This is a genomic window from Methylobacterium sp. BI1 (assembly GCF_056680125.1).
On sequence record NZ_CM155267.1, the window covers coordinates 383,431 to 397,485 of the forward strand.

General features: G+C 72.7%; 16 protein-coding genes. 10 read left to right on the plus strand and 6 right to left on the minus strand.

The window, feature by feature from the left end:
* Window positions 1–49: 49 nt before the first annotated feature.
* Together AC1MGR_RS01845 and AC1MGR_RS01850 are read left to right on the plus strand one after the other, a co-directional pair.
* Complete coding sequence (locus tag AC1MGR_RS01845; protein WP_480233466.1) at window positions 50–1,588, plus strand: bifunctional metallophosphatase/5'-nucleotidase; 1,539 nt, start codon at window positions 50–52, stop codon at window positions 1,586–1,588.
* The gene (locus tag AC1MGR_RS01850) at window positions 1,588–2,292 is read left to right on the plus strand and encodes a uracil-DNA glycosylase (RefSeq protein ID WP_480233467.1); all 705 of its coding nucleotides are present in this window, start codon (window positions 1,588–1,590) and stop codon (window positions 2,290–2,292) included. The genes AC1MGR_RS01845 and AC1MGR_RS01850 overlap by 1 nt, the downstream gene beginning before the upstream one ends.
* A gap of 18 nt (window positions 2,293–2,310) precedes the next feature.
* On the opposite strand, the gene AC1MGR_RS01855 is transcribed toward AC1MGR_RS01850, so the two are convergent.
* From AC1MGR_RS01855 to AC1MGR_RS01865, 3 genes are read right to left on the minus strand one after another with little or no spacing between them, the layout of a single operon-like run.
* Window positions 2,311–2,661 carry a lysozyme inhibitor LprI family protein gene (locus tag AC1MGR_RS01855; RefSeq protein WP_108035834.1) on the minus strand — a complete coding sequence of 117 codons (351 nt, stop codon included), beginning with the start codon at window positions 2,659–2,661 and terminating at the stop codon, window positions 2,311–2,313.
* 30 nt (window positions 2,662–2,691) lie between these two features.
* Window positions 2,692–3,330, minus strand: a complete 639-nt coding sequence (locus AC1MGR_RS01860) for a Maf family protein (RefSeq protein ID WP_108035836.1) — start codon at window positions 3,328–3,330, stop codon at window positions 2,692–2,694.
* Entirely contained in the window at window positions 3,327–4,157 is an 831-nt protein-coding gene (locus AC1MGR_RS01865; RefSeq protein WP_108035838.1) for a pyruvate, water dikinase regulatory protein, read from the minus strand. The genes AC1MGR_RS01860 and AC1MGR_RS01865 overlap by 4 nt, the downstream gene beginning before the upstream one ends.
* 550 nt (window positions 4,158–4,707) lie before the next feature.
* Here AC1MGR_RS01865 and AC1MGR_RS01870 point away from each other — a divergent pair.
* The 8 genes from AC1MGR_RS01870 to AC1MGR_RS01905 all read left to right on the plus strand — a co-directional run bounded on the left by AC1MGR_RS01870 (window position 4,708) and on the right by AC1MGR_RS01905 (window position 11,691).
* On the plus strand, window positions 4,708–5,853 hold the full coding sequence (locus AC1MGR_RS01870) for a uroporphyrinogen decarboxylase (protein ID WP_480233468.1): 1,146 nt from the start codon (window positions 4,708–4,710) through the stop codon (window positions 5,851–5,853).
* Between the two features lie 7 nt (window positions 5,854–5,860).
* Window positions 5,861–6,307 (plus strand): protoporphyrinogen oxidase HemJ, encoded by a 447-nt coding sequence (gene hemJ, locus AC1MGR_RS01875; protein ID WP_480233469.1) that lies wholly within the window; start codon window positions 5,861–5,863, stop codon window positions 6,305–6,307.
* A 111-nt stretch (window positions 6,308–6,418) separates the two neighbouring features.
* Window positions 6,419–7,447, plus strand: coding sequence for a cation diffusion facilitator family transporter (locus tag AC1MGR_RS01880; RefSeq protein ID WP_480233470.1), 1,029 nt, complete (start codon window positions 6,419–6,421; stop codon window positions 7,445–7,447).
* The gene (locus AC1MGR_RS01885; RefSeq protein WP_480233471.1) at window positions 7,444–8,283 is read left to right on the plus strand and encodes a shikimate dehydrogenase; all 840 of its coding nucleotides are present in this window, start codon (window positions 7,444–7,446) and stop codon (window positions 8,281–8,283) included. The genes AC1MGR_RS01880 and AC1MGR_RS01885 overlap by 4 nt, the downstream gene beginning before the upstream one ends.
* Window positions 8,280–8,894, plus strand: a complete 615-nt coding sequence (gene coaE / locus AC1MGR_RS01890; RefSeq protein ID WP_480233472.1) for a dephospho-CoA kinase — start codon at window positions 8,280–8,282, stop codon at window positions 8,892–8,894. Before AC1MGR_RS01885 ends, coaE begins: the two co-directional genes overlap by 4 nt.
* A 58-nt stretch (window positions 8,895–8,952) precedes the next feature.
* On the plus strand, window positions 8,953–9,678 hold the full coding sequence (dnaQ, locus tag AC1MGR_RS01895; protein WP_108035850.1) for a DNA polymerase III subunit epsilon: 726 nt from the start codon (window positions 8,953–8,955) through the stop codon (window positions 9,676–9,678).
* A gap of 139 nt (window positions 9,679–9,817) precedes the next feature.
* Entirely contained in the window at window positions 9,818–10,243 is a 426-nt protein-coding gene (locus AC1MGR_RS01900) for a CopG family transcriptional regulator (RefSeq protein ID WP_108035852.1), read from the plus strand.
* A gap of 68 nt (window positions 10,244–10,311) precedes the next feature.
* Window positions 10,312–11,691 (plus strand): extracellular catalytic domain type 1 short-chain-length polyhydroxyalkanoate depolymerase, encoded by a 1,380-nt coding sequence (locus tag AC1MGR_RS01905; RefSeq protein ID WP_480233473.1) that lies wholly within the window; start codon window positions 10,312–10,314, stop codon window positions 11,689–11,691.
* Between the two features lie 13 nt (window positions 11,692–11,704).
* Here AC1MGR_RS01905 and panC read toward each other — a convergent pair whose 3' ends face one another.
* The 3 genes from panC to bla form a co-directional block, all read right to left on the minus strand.
* Window positions 11,705–12,562 carry a pantoate--beta-alanine ligase gene (gene panC / locus AC1MGR_RS01910; protein WP_480233474.1) on the minus strand — a complete coding sequence of 286 codons (858 nt, stop codon included), beginning with the start codon at window positions 12,560–12,562 and terminating at the stop codon, window positions 11,705–11,707.
* A gap of 87 nt (window positions 12,563–12,649) precedes the next feature.
* The gene (locus AC1MGR_RS01915) at window positions 12,650–13,045 is read right to left on the minus strand and encodes a hypothetical protein (protein ID WP_480233475.1); all 396 of its coding nucleotides are present in this window, start codon (window positions 13,043–13,045) and stop codon (window positions 12,650–12,652) included.
* A gap of 50 nt (window positions 13,046–13,095) precedes the next feature.
* On the minus strand, window positions 13,096–14,040 hold the full coding sequence (gene bla / locus AC1MGR_RS01920) for a class A beta-lactamase (RefSeq protein WP_480233476.1): 945 nt from the start codon (window positions 14,038–14,040) through the stop codon (window positions 13,096–13,098).
* Window positions 14,041–14,055 lie beyond the last annotated feature (15 nt).

A 14,055-nucleotide genomic window follows, 5' to 3' on the forward strand; every position in this document is an offset into this window, starting at 1 on the left:
GCGGTGTCAGGCGGCATCCGGCCGCATGCCCGACGCCCGAGACGCCGCCGTGACGAATCCCCCCAGGACGATCCCGAACCGCCGCCAGACCCTCGGCCTCGGGGCGGGTCTCGCCGTCGGTCTGGGCGGCACGGCCGCGGCCGCGCCCGCGGCGACGCCCGAACCGACCTTCACCCTGCTCCTCGTCAACGACCTCTACCAGATGGCCGAGGTCGACGGCCGGGGCGGCTTCGCGCGCCTCGCCGCCATCGTGAAGGCCGAGCGGGCCCGGGGCGTGCCGATGCTCTACGCCCATGCGGGAGACACCCTCTCGCCCTCGCTGCTGTCGGGCTTCGACCGTGGCGCCCACATCGTCGAACTGCTCAACCGCGCCCCGCCCGACGTGTTCGTGCCCGGCAACCACGAGTTCGATTTCGGCCCGGCGACCTTCGCCGAGCGCATGGGCGAGGCGAACTTCCCCGTCCTGGCGGCCAACCTGCGCGACGGGGCCGGCCAACCCCTGCCGGGCCTGCGCGACCGAATGGTCGTCACCCTCGGGGGCATCCGGGTCGGCGTGGTGGGGATCGCCCTGGCGAGCACGCCGGAGAAATCGCAGGCGGGCGACCTGCGCTTCGCGCCCGAGATCGAGACCCTGGCCCGCGAGGTCCAGGCCCTGCGGGAGACGGGCGTCGACCTCGTGGTGGGCGTCTGCCACACGGCCCGCCCCACCGACGACGCCATCGTGGCCGCCCGCCTCGTCGATATCCTGCTCTCGGGCCACGACCACGACCTCGTGGTGCGCTACGACGGCCAGACCGTGATGGCGGAATCGAGCTTCGACGCCCATTACGTCACCGCCATCGACGTGACCGCGACGGTGACCGGCACGGGGCGGGAGCGGCGCGTGGACTGGCGCCCGAGCTTCCGCATCCACGACTCGGCCCAGGTCACCCCCGACCCCGAGACCCTGGCGGTGGTGCAGCGCCTCCAGGGTGCGCTGTCACGGGAACTCGACGTGCCGGTGGGCGTGACCCGCGCGCCCCTCGACAGCCGCATCGCCGCCGTGCGGGTCCGCGAGGCGAGCTTCGGCAGCCTCGTGGCCGACGCCCTGCGGGCCGCCACCGGGGCGCAGATCGCGATCACCAACGGCGGCGGCATCCGGGGCAACCGGCTCTATCCCGCCGGCGCGACCCTGACCCGCCGGGACATCCTCACCGAGCTGCCGTTCGGCAACACCGTCGTGCTGGTCTCGCTGACGGGCGCGCGGCTCCGCGCCCTCCTCGAAGGGGCGCTGGCCGATTGGGGCCGCCCGGCGGGCCGCTTCCCCCAGGTCTCCGGCCTCGTCGTCACTCTCGATCCCGCCGCGCCGGTGGGCAAGCGGATCCTGTCGCTGACCGCGGCGGACAGCCCCGTCGACCCGGACGCATCCTATACGGTCGCGTCGAACAACTTCCTGTACGACAGCGGCAACGGCTACGGCGACCTCGCCCGGGGCCGGACCCTGATCGGGCGGACCGACGGACAGCTCGTGGCCAATGCGGTGATGGCCTATATCCGCGCCAACGCCCCGCTCCCCGCCCCCGCGGAGGGCCGCATCCTGGTTCGCTGATGTCCGAGACGCCCGTCGCCGACGCCCTGACCCGCTTCCGCAGTTCGGGCTCGCCCTGGCTCGCCCTGCCGTTCTTCCACGACGGGGCCGCCGATGCGGTGGCCGCCCGGGTCGATGCCCGCATCGCCGCGGGCGCCACCGTGCTGCCGGCGCCGGAAAACATCTTCAACGCCCTGGCGCTCACGCCCCTCGACCGGGTGAAGGTCGTCATCCTGGGCCAGGATCCCTATCCGACCCCGGGCGACGCCAACGGCCTCGCCTTCTCGTATGTCGGCCCGCGGCGGCTCCCGGCCTCGCTCAAGGTGATCCTGGCCGAGCTCGCCGAACCGGGCGTCCCGCCGGCCAAGCCCCGGACGGGCGACCTCACCCCCTGGGCCCGGCAGGGCGTGCTCCTCCTCAACGCCGCCCTCACGGTGGAGGCCGGCAAGGCCGGCGCGCACCTGCGCTACGGTTGGGCGGCCCTGACCGACCAGGCGGTGGCGGCGGTCTCGGCCCGCCCGGAGCCGGCGGTGTTCCTGCTGTGGGGTGCCCAGGCGCGGGCCCGCGCCGCCCTGGTGGAGGCCGGCCGCCACGGCATCGTGGAATGCGGCCATCCCTCGCCGCTCAACCGCGCGCGGGACTTTCCCGGCTCGCGCCCCTTCGACGCCGCCAATGCCTGGCTGTCGGCCCACGGCATCGCCCCGATCGACTGGCAGCTCGGCTGAAGCGCCGGGGTTCCGGCCTCAGAGGGGGCCCTGCTTGGCAAATTCCGAGAACACGGCCCGCAAGACCGTCAGCCGGCCTTCGTAGGATTGCTTCAGACACGCCACGTCGGCACCGCAGGCGCGGCGCTCGGTGAGCCAGGCCTCCTGGTCCTCGCGCAGCTTGGCGTTGCCGCCCATGGGCAGCATCGCCCGCAGGATCTCGAAGCGGGTCGCCATCTCCACGTCGAGGTCGTTGAGGGGGAGGTGGGCGCAGATCGCCTTCTCGTCGGCGGTTTCCGCCTTCTCGCAGGAGAAGCTGGCGGCCTCGGCCGAGCCGGCCGCGAGGACGAGGAGCAGGCCGCCGAGGAGCGGTCGGAGAAGCGTCACCATGGAGCGGGCCTCGCGAAGTCGGAAGAAACGTCAGAAGCTGAGCCAGCCCCGGGCCCGAAGCCGTGCCAGGAGCGGCAGCAGCGGCAGGCCGAGGATGGTGGACTGGTCGCCCGCGATCGCCGCGAACAGGTGGATGCCGAGGCCTTCCAGCTGATAGCCGCCGACGCTGGCGCAGACCCGGTCGGGCCCGGCGAGAGCGACATAGGCCGCGATCGCCGCGGCATCGAGGGGCCGCATGGTCAGGTGTGCGGTCTCGACGAAGCTCTCGACCACGGCGCCGTCGACGGCCAGGGCCACGGCCGCATGCAGCGCGTGGGTCCGGCCCGCGAGGGCGCCGATCTGCGCGGCGGCGGCAGCGAGATCCGACGGCTTGTGGAACAGGGTGCCGTCGCAGGCGAGGACCTGGTCGGCGCCGACGACCACGCGCCCGGGCCGGCGGCCCGCCACGGCCCCCGCCTTGGCCTCGGCGAGGCGCCGGGCGAGGGCCTCCGGTGGCAGGCCGGCGCAGTCCGCCTCAACCGCGCGCTCGTCGACGCCGGGGCTCTCGGTGTCGACGGCGAGGCCGGCGCTCTCGAGGAGCGCGCGCCGCGTCGCGCTGGTGGAGGCGAGGAGGAGGGGCAGGCCCCCGCGCCAGGGCGAGGCGACCTCCGGCTGGCGCGGGGCGCTCACGAGGCGATGAACTTCAGGCGGTGCTCCCGGTGCAGGTCGAGGATGGCGGCCGCCGTCTCCTCGATCGAGCGCCGGGTCACGTCGATGGTCGGCCAGCGGTGCTTGGCGCAGAGCCGCCGGCAGGCGGCGATCTCGTCGGCCACGGCGCCGCGATCGACGTAGAGCGAGGAATCGTCGGCCTTCAGGCTGAGGAGCCGGTTCTGGCGGATCTGGACGATGCGTTCCGGGCTGGCGAGGAGCCCGACCAGGAGCGGCTTTCGCGCCGTCTCCAGGCTCTCGGGCAGGGGCATCCCCGGCACCAGCGGGAAGTTCGCGGTCTTCAGGCCGCGATTGGCGAGGTAGATCGCGGTCGGGGTCTTCGAGGTGCGGCTGACGCCCACGAGGATCACGTCGGCCTCGTTCACGTCGAGGGGCAGGACGCCGTCGTCATGGGCCAGGGTGAAGTTCATCGCGTCGATGCGCTTGAAGTACTCGGCGTTGAGCATGTGCTGCGCGCCGGGCCGGGCCGTCGAATCCGCTCCGAGATAAGATTGCAGCAGGGCGTGCACCGGCTGGAGCACCGAGAGGCAGGGCGAGCCGGTCTCGCGGCAGGCCGCCTCCAGCCGCTCGGTGAGGTCATGCCCCACCAGGGTGTAGAGCACGAGCCCGGGCGCGGCCTCGATCTCGGAGATCACCCGCTCGAGCTGGGGGGCGGAGCGCACCAGGGGATAGACGTGCTCGATCGCCGAGACGCCCTCGTACTGGGCGGCGGCCGCGCGGCCCACGTTGATGAGCGTCTCGCCGGTGGAATCCGAGACGAGGTGCAGGTGGAAATAGCTACGGCTCATCGAGGGGCAGTCTCCTCCGGCCCGGCGGAGAGGATCCCCGACGGCGCGCCGCAGGGTCTTGTCCACCGGGCTCGGTCAGGGGAGTCGATAAGGGTGGATAAGCCGGCTTGCCCGGGCGGTCCAGCGGGAGGCCCAGCCGGCTTGTCGACTCCGGCGTCAACACGCGATCACACCGGCGCGATTCCCGCACGGTTTTGGGAGAATCCGGGACCGAGGCCCGGTCGGAGACCGCCGGGCAGGGGCAAGGCACTGTAGGCCATCACCTATCCGGGACATTGGACCCAATCCGTTAAAGCCTGATTAACGCCGCGGCCGCGGGGACGCCCTGTGGACGGTTTTTCGCTCCCGCCATCCGCCCCTCTAAAAGAAAAAACAGAGTCCTAGAATCTCTCTTTCCTTTCAGAGGGCCGGTGTGGGGATGACGACGTGAGCTCCCCTTCGGCACCCGGAAGCGCGGAGAGGTTTTCGGGAGCACGGGTTTTCGAGAGAGGGACATCCGACGCTTCGGTGCTACATACCGGCCATCGGAGAACGGGACGGCGGAGATCGGATGAGCCAGGCAGTTGCAGGGGACCGTCTTTCAGGCGATCGGACGGTCCTGCGGGTTCTCGCGGGCGAGGCACAGCCCCGTCCGCCCGCCTGGATGATGCGCCAGGCCGGGCGCTACCTGCCGGAATACCGGGAGGTGCGGGCCCGGGCCGGGTCCTTCCTCGACCTCTGCTACAATCCCGACTTCGCCACCGAGGTGACGCTGCAGCCGATCCGGCGCTTCGGCTTCGAGGCCTCGATCCTGTTCTCGGACATCCTGGTGATCCCGGATGCGCTGGGTCAGAACGTCCGCTTCGTGGAAGGCGAGGGGCCCCGCCTCGACGCACTGGCCGGCCGGGCCGAGTTCGAGCGCCTGCGCGAGGCCGGCGACCCGGCGATCTTCGCCCATCTCGAGCCCGTCTTCGAAACGGTGCGCCGCCTGCGCGCGCAATTGCCCCACGAGACCACGCTGCTGGGATTCTGCGGCGCGCCCTGGACGGTGGCGAGCTACATGATCGGCGGGCGCGGCACGCCGGATCTCGCCCCGGCCCGGGCGCTGGCCCGGCACGACACCGCCCTGGTGGAGGCGCTGATCGACCGCCTCGTCACCGTGCAGACCGAGTATCTGGTGCGCCAGCTCGAGGCTGGGGCGGACGCGGTGCAGATCTTCGAATCCCACGCCGGTGCGCTGCCCGACGCCCGCGGCGCGGAGGAGGCCTCCGAGGAGACGGTCAACGACGTCTCGGAGAGCGCTCTGCCGGAGGCCGGCGAGCGCGACGCCCTGACCCGCTGGTCGCTCCAGCCCATCGCCCGGATGATCGCCGGGGTCCGCGCCCGGGTGCCGGGCGCGAAGATCATCGTGTTCGCCCGCGGCTCCGGCCTCGACGGCCATGCCCGGGTGGTGCCCGAGACCGCCGCCGACGCGGTCGGCGTCGACTGGTCGGTGGACCTCAAGGCCCTGCGCGACCGGGTGCCCGCCACCACGGTGACGCAGGGCAACGTTCATCCCGAGACCCTGATCGCGGGGGGCGCGGCGCTCGACGCGGCGGTGGACGGGGTGCTGGCCGCCACCGAGGGCCTGCCGCACATCTTCAACCTCGGCCACGGCATCACGCCGCAGACGCCGATCGCCCATGTCGAGCGCATGCTCGCCCGATTGCGGGGCTGAGGCGGCGATGGACGGCCTCTATCCCTGGCTCAAGGCCGGGCACCTCGTCGCGCTCATCTCCTGGATGGCGGCGATGCTCTACCTGCCGCGCCTGTTCGTCTACCACGCCTCCCTCGTGCCGGGACCGCACGCGGCGGCGCAGTCCGAGACCTTCAAGGTCATGGAGCGGCGCCTGCTGAAGGCGATCATGACCCCGGCCATGATCGTCACCTGGCTCTTCGGGCTGATCCTGGCCTGGATGAGCGGCTACTACGCCGCCGGCTGGCTCCAGGCGAAGTTCGTCCTGGTGCTGGCCATGAGCGGCATCCACGGCTGGCTCGCCCGGATGGTCAAGGACTTCGCCGCCGACCGGAACACGCGCGGACACAAATTCTACCGCGTCCTCAACGAGGTGCCGACGCTCCTCATGATCCTGATCGTGATCCTGGCGGCGGTGAAGCCGGCTATCTGGTGAGGGCGTTCGCCCTGTATCCCGGGATCACAGGATGCCGGGATGCGGTGAACCTGCAACGAGGGGCGAACCGGCGATCCGACAGGGCCCGGGGCGGGACGGAAAGCGGGACCGATGGCTGAGCACAGGCACGATCACCACGACCACGCCGATCACGGGCATGCCCCCACGCCCGTGCCCGGCACCGCCCCTGCCGGGCACGGCCATTCCCATGGCGGTCATTCGCATGGGGGCGGACTCGCCCATGGCGGCCATGCCCACGCGCCGGCCACCTTCGGCCGGGCCTTCGCCATCGGCATCAGCCTGAACATCGCCTTCGTGGTCATCGAGGCGATCTACGGCTTCGCCAGCGAATCCATGGCCCTGGTGGCGGATGCCGGCCACAACCTCTCGGACGTTCTCGGGCTCCTCGTCGCCTGGATCGCCTCGGTGCTGGTGAAGCGCGCGCCCACCGCGCGCTTCACCTACGGCCTGCGCGGCTCCTCGATCCTCGCGGCCCTGTTCAACGCGGTGTTCCTGCTGGTGGCCACCGGCGCCATCGCCTGGGAGGCGGTCGCCCGCCTGGTCGCCCCCGAGCCCCAGCCGGTGGCGGGCCTGACCGTGATGGTGGTGGCCGGCCTCGGCATCCTCGTCAACGGCGTCACCGCCTGGCTCTTCGCCTCGGGCAGCCAGGACATCAACATCCGCGGTGCCTACCTGCACATGCTGGCCGATGCCGCCGTCTCGGCCGGCGTGGTGGTGACCGGCCTCATCATCGTGCTGACGGGTGCGGCCTGGATCGACCCGCTGGTCAGCCTCGTCATCGCCGGGCTCATCATCTGGGCGACCTGGGGGCTCCTGCGCGACAGCGTGGTGATGTCCCTCTCGGCGGTGCCCCCCGGCATCGACCCGGGGGCGGTGGGTGCCTACCTGCGCGGGCGCTCCGGCGTCGCGGACCTGCACGACCTCCACATCTGGCCCATGAGCACCACCGACATCGCCCTGACGGCGCATCTCGTCATGGCGGAGGGGCATCCGGGCAACGGCTTCCTCATCGCCACGGCCGCCGAGCTGAAGGCCCGCTTCGGCATCGGCCACGCCACCCTGCAGATCGAAGAGGCGGGCGGCCCCGCCTGCGCGCTCGCCGGAGACTGCACCGTATGATCCGTGCCTTCGTCGTCGGACATCCCATCGCCCATTCGCGCTCGCCCCTGATCCACGGCCACTGGCTCGCGGAGCACGGCATCGACGGCCGCTACGAGCGGATCGACGTGGCGCCCGAGGCCTTTCCGGGGTTCCTGGCCGGGCTGCGCGCAAACGGCTTCGCCGGCGGCAACGTCACCATCCCGCACAAGGAGGCGGCGTTCGGGCTGGTCGAGTCCCTGACGCCGCGGGCGGAAAAGATCGGGGCGGTCAACACCCTGTTCTTCGACGGCTCCGAGCGCCTCTGCGGCGACAACACCGACGCCCCGGGCTTCGTCGCCCATCTCGATCAGAGCCTCGGCCTCGGCTGGACCGAACGCGGCGCCGGCACCGCCCTGGTGCTCGGGGCTGGGGGCGCCGCCCGGGCCATCGTCGTCGGCCTGCTGGAGCGGGGCCTCTCCCGGATCCGGGTCGCCAACCGGACGCTGGCCCGGGCCGAGGCCCTGGTGGCGCTCGATCCGGCCCGGGTCGAGGCCGTGGCCTGGCACGACCTGCCGGACGCCCTGGCGCGGACGGGGCTCCTCGTGAACACCACCTCCCTCGGCATGGTCGGCCATCCGCCCCTCGACCTCGACCTCCTGCCCCTGCCCGAGGACGCGGCGGTGGCCGACATCGTCTACGCCCCCCTGGAGACGCCCCTCCTCGCCGCGGCGCGGACGCGGGGCCTGCCCGCCGTCGACGGCCTCGGCATGCTGCTGCACCAGGCGGTGCCGGGCTTCGCCCGCTGGTTCCGCACCACCCCGCGCGTGACCCCGGCCCTGCGCGCCCGGATCGTCGCCGACCTCGTGCCCGCATGAGCCGGCCGGTCATCCTCGGGCTCACCGGCTCCATCGGCATGGGCAAGTCCGCCACCGCGGCGATGTTCGCGCGCCATGGCGTGCCGGTCCACGATGCGGATGCGGCCGTGCATGCCCTCTACGGCGCCGGCGGCGCGGCGGCGGCCGCCATCGGTACAGCCTTCCCCGGTACCCTGGATGCGGACGGCGCCGTCGACCGGACGCGCCTGCGCGAGGCCGTGATCGGCGCGCCCGAGCGCCTCGCCGCCCTGGAGGCCCTGGTCCATCCCCTGGCCCAGGCCGCGGCCCGGGACTTCCTCGCCCGCCACGCCGAGGCGCCCCTGGTGCTCCTCGACATCCCGCTCCTGTTCGAGACCGGCGCCGAGGCCCGCTGCGATCGCGTCCTGGTGGTCACCGCCCCACCCGACGTGCAGCGCGCCCGGGTGCTCGCCCGGCCCGGCATGGATGCGGCAACCTTCGAGGCGATCCGCGCCAAGCAGCTGCCCGATGCCGAGAAGCGGGCCCGCGCCGATTTCGTCCTCGATACCGGCCTGGGTTTCGAGCACGCCGAGGCCGAGGTGGCGGCGATCATCCGGCACCTCACCGCGGGACCGGGGCCGGCCGCGCCTTGACGCGGCCTTAAGTGGGCGCATGGTCCGGTGGCCGAACGCCACCCTCCAGGATCCTTCGATGCTGCGCGAGATCGTCCTCGACACCGAGACCACCGGCACGGATGCCAAGAACGGCGACCGCCTGATCGAGATCGGCTGCGTCGAGCTGATCAACCACGTCCAGACCGGCCGGTCCTACCACCAGTTCATCAACCCGACCCGGCCGGTCTCCCAGGGCGCCTTCGCGGTGCACGGGATCTCCGACGCCTTCCTGGCCGACAAGCCGCTCTTCGCCGACATCGTCGACGCCTTCCGCGACTTCTGCGGCGACTCGCCCCTGGTGATCCACAACGCCCCCTTCGACGTCGGCTTCCTCAACATGGAATACGCCCGCCTCGGCGCGGCGGCGCCGCCGCCGATCGACCTCGCCGCCGTCGTCGACACCCTGCAACTCGCCCGCCGCAAGCATACGGGGGCGGCCAACAACCTCGACGCCCTGTGCTCGCGCTACGGCATCGACACCACGCGACGGACCAAGCACGGCGCGCTTCTCGACGCGCAGATCCTGGCGGAGGTCTATGTCGAGCTTCTCGGCGGCAAGCAGACCAGCCTCGGGCTCGCCATGACGGAGGTCGAGGCGGTGGTGGTGATCGGGGATGGCGGCGAGGTCGTCCCGGTGGGCCCGCGCCAGCTGCGCCATCGGCTCAGCGAGGCCGAGCGCACCCGGCACGCCGCCTTCATCGCGACCCTGGGAGGCGGCGGGGCGGTCTGGCGCGATTATCTCGGCGAGGAGGAGACGGCCTGAAGGCCGGGCGAACCGTCCTGGACCGGTGCGGGTTGGTCAGTCCGTCGCCGCCCCGATGCTGCGACGCACGAGGCCCCTTATTGCATCGCAGCAAAAACCTCCCATATACCATCCCACTGGATGGTCACGGGAAGGTCCGATGCTCGATCTCGAAGATAAGCCCAGGGCGCCGATCCGGGTCGGCGACACCGAGAAGATCACGATCAATCTCGGCTACGTCGATCTCGGCCATATCGATCTTCTCGTGTCCGAGAGCGTCTACGCCAACCGGAGCGACTTCATCCGCACCGCCGTGCGCAACCAGATCGCCCGCCACGGCGACGTGACCCGGCAGTCGGTGGCGCGGAAGGGGGTCGAACTCGGCCTGCGCCGCTACGACCGGGCCGAACTCGAGGCCGCGCGCGCCAGCGGCATCCGCCTCGACATCCGCGTCCTCGGGCTCGCCAGCATCGCGCCCGACGTCACCCCGGAACTGGCCCGCGACGCCATCGCGTCGATCGAGGTCATGGGCAGCCTGCAGGCGACCCCGGCCGTGAAGGCCGCCCTCGCCGACCGCCTCCTCTGACGATTTCCACGAACCGCGTTCCCGACCTCGCATGGTTCGACCCGTCGTCGAGCCGGAAAGCGAACCCCATGACCGACTCTTCGAACCGGATGCAGGACCGCCTCGCCGACATGATGGAGGCGACGCGCCTCACGGCGGCCGGACGCCTGCAGGACGCGACGGACCTGCTGCAGCGCGGCTTCGCCGGTACGGCCACCCGTTCTCCGGCCGACCACGGCGCTCCGGCGCCCCAGCCCCACACCATCGACCTCGTGGCCGAGCGCGTCGAGACCGGCCCGGCATCCGACCGGTCCGGCGCATCGGCCGGGCCGACATCCCGGTCGGCCTTCAAGACCGGGCTCGAATCCGAACCCAAGCCGGGTTCGGCCGCGGCTGAGGAGGCGCGCCTCGCCGCGCTCCTCCCCGAGAAGCTGCGCAAGGTCGTGGACACGGTGACGCGGGGCATCGCCCCGGTGCTCGGGAGCCTCGGCAAGGCCGGTCACGGCGGGGCGACCCCCTCCGGCCTTGCCGGCAATCTCGGCAGTCTGGTCTCAGGGCTGGCCGGCGGTCTTGGGGCGTCGGGCTTCAACCAGGCCCGCGCGCCCCTCACCGAGGGCGGCCGCTTCACGGAGCACAGCTTCTCCAACGCGGCCGGGGCACGGGACTACAAGCTGTTCGTCCCCAGCGACGCCCGTCCGAACCTGCCCCTGGTGGTAATGCTGCACGGCTGTACCCAGTCGCCGGACGATTTCGCCGCCGGCACCGGCATGAACGCCCGTGCGGAGGCCGAGGGCTTCCTCGTGGCCTACCCGGCCCAGAGCGGGCGCGCCAACGGCCAGCGCTGCTGGAACTGGTTCCAGCCCGTCGACCAGGGCCGGGAGTCCGGCGAGGCCGGGATCATCGCCGGGCTGACCCGCGCGATCATCGCCGAGCATCGGGTCGATCCGACCCGGGTCTACATCGCCGGCCTGTCGGCCGGTGGCGCCGCGGCGGTGAACATCGCCCGGGCCTATCCGGACCTCTACGCGGCCGTGGGCATCCATTCCGGCCTCGCGGCCGGCTGTGCCCGCGACGTCTCGACCGCGCTCACGGTGATGCGCCTCGGCCCCGTGGCCGCCACCGACGGTGCGGTCTCCACGGTGCGGGTGCCCACCATCGTGTTCCACGGCGAGAGCGACGGCACCGTGAACCCGCGCAACGGCGAGCAGGCTCTGGCCCAGGCCGGCATCGACGGCCTGACGCCCGAGGCCGCGGAGGCGGTAAGCCCGGGCGGCCTGCCCTACACCCGCACCCGCTACGCCGATGCGGACGGCCGGGTCGCGGTGGAGGGCTGGATCGTGCGCGGCCTCGGCCATGCCTGGTCCGGCGGCCATGCGGCCGGCAGTTACACCGATCCGCGCGGGCCGGATGCCACGCGGGCGATGCTCGACTTCTTCCGGGTCAATCCCCTGGCGGCGGGGCGGGCCTGAGCGTCCGGCGGGCTCAGCCCACCGCGACGTTGTCGATGAGGCGCGTGCGGCCGAGATAGGCCGCCGCCAGCACCCGGGCCGGGCGGGTGGCGTGCTCCACCGGCGCCAGCGTCTCGGCATCGCGGACCTCGAGATACTGCACGGGCGCGAAGCCCGCCGCCGCCAGGGCGGCCCGGCCTTCCGCGACCAGGGGGCCGGCGCGTCCGCCGGCCGCGAGGCCCGCGGCGATCTCGGACAGGACGGCGTGCAGGCGCGGCGCCCGCGCCCGCTCCTCGGGAGCGAGGTAGCGGTTGCGCGACGACAGGGCGAGGCCGTCCGCCTCACGCAGGGTCGGCACGCCCTGGATTTCCACGGGCAGGTCGAGGTCGCGCACGGCGCGGCGGATCACTAGGAGCTGCTGGTAATCCTTCTCGCCGAACAGGGCGCAGTCCGGCTGGACCTGGTTGAGGAGCTTGGTCACCACCGTGGCGACACCGGAGAAGTGCCCCGGCCGATAGGCGCCGCACAGGCCCTCGGTGAGCCCCTCCACCTCGATCCGGGTCGAGAAGTGCTCGGGATACATGCCCGAGACCTCCGGCAGGTAGGCGGCATCGACCCTCGCCTCCGCCAGCAGGGCAAGGTCGGTCTCGGTGTCGCGCGGATAGCGCGAAAAATCCTCGTTCGGGCCGAACTGGGTCGGATTGACGAAGATGCTCGCCACGACGCGCCGGCCGAGGCTGCGCGCCCGCGCCATCAGGGCGAGGTGGCCGGCATGGAGCGCCCCCATCGTCGGCACCAGCACCACTCGCTCGCCGGCGAGGCGCCAGGCGGTGACTTCCGCGCGCAGGGGAGCAACGGCGGTGAACCGGAGCAGGGGCGTGGGATCGGACATCGGCGGGTCGTCCTCGGCAGAACCTCGGCGGGGAATCGCGCCTCGGGCGGGAGACCTAATCGCACCGCCGCGTGGATGCCAGACGCCTCAGGGACAATAGGGCCTCAGGGGGCGGCCGTAGGGATCGTCGACCCCGAGGGGCGGGGTGAAGCCGTAATAGCTCGGCTTGCCGAGGCCGTAGGCCGAGCCGACATAGCTCGGGTCGCCGGGGGCATCGGTGGGGATGGGAACCCGCCGGGGGATGCAGCCGGCCAGCCGCCGGCGCGGCACCGGTGCGCGGTGGACCACGCCGCCCTCCTCCTCCGCCCGCGGGAAGTAGCGCGGCAGGCCCTCGGGCTCCGCCGCGTAGCCCTCCACCGCGCGGCCGGGCGTCGGATAGGCGAGGCCGCCGAAATCTGCCGCCCCGGCGGGGATCGGCGCCAGTCCGGCCAGGAGCACGAGCACCGGCCCGCCCCGTCTGATCGCCACAAAGCCACGCCGCATCGGGTCCACTCCTCGCGGGGCGACGGTGGCAGGCAGGCGTGAACCGACCGTTAACCATAGATCGTCGCGATGACTCGGCCGATCGCCGCGTGGGCCGCGTCGCGGGCCTCGCTCGTGGCCTCCGACCCCGTCAGGTAGACGGCCGCCACCAGGGGCGCCCGGGCCGGCGGGCGCAGGAGCGCCACCACGTTGGCGGTGCCGTAGGCGCCGCTGCCGGTCTTGTCGCCGACGCCCCAATCGGCCGGAAGCCCCGCCCGCAGGCGCTTCGTTCCGGTGCGGGAGGCCGTCATCCAGCCCTCGAGCCGGGCGCGGCCGGCCTCCGTCAGCGAAGGCCCGAGCAGGATCGTCTCGACGGTCGCCGCCATCGCGGCGGGCCGGGTGGTGTCGCGGGGATCGCCGGGCACGGCCGAATTCAGGTCAGGCTCGGTCCGGTCGAGGCGGGTCGCCGGGTCGCCGAGCGCCCGGCACCAGGCGGTCAGGGCCGCGGGGCCGCCGAGGGCGCCGAGCAGGAGGTTGGCCGCGGTGTTGTCGCTCCAGACCAGGGCGGCGGCGCACAGGGCTTCCACCGACATCGCCCCGGCCTCCGGGCCGCCCGCCCTCAGGGCGCGGGTGGTGACGGGGGCGTAGCTGTCGAGGTCGGCCTCCCCGTAGGCGAGGCGCCGGTCGAGCCGTTCGCGGCCCGCCTCGACCCGGGCCAGGATCGCGGCGGCGAGTGGCAGCTTGAAGGTGCTGCAGAGCGGGAAGGTGCTCTCGGCGTCGTGCAGCAGGGCAGGGCGGCCACCCGTGTCGAGGACCGCGATCCCGACGCGTCCACCGATGTCGCGGGCGATCCGCGCCAGCGCCGCCCCGGCCTCGGCGAACCGGTCGGTGGATCCGGGATCGGTCTGGCTCTGGTCTTTGCTCCGGTCTCGACCTCGATCCTGGGCCGAGCTCGGCCGTGGCAGCAGGGGCAGGAGGGCACCCGCTCCGAAGACAGTCCGTCGCGTCAGGCTCATGCGATTCCGGTCGAT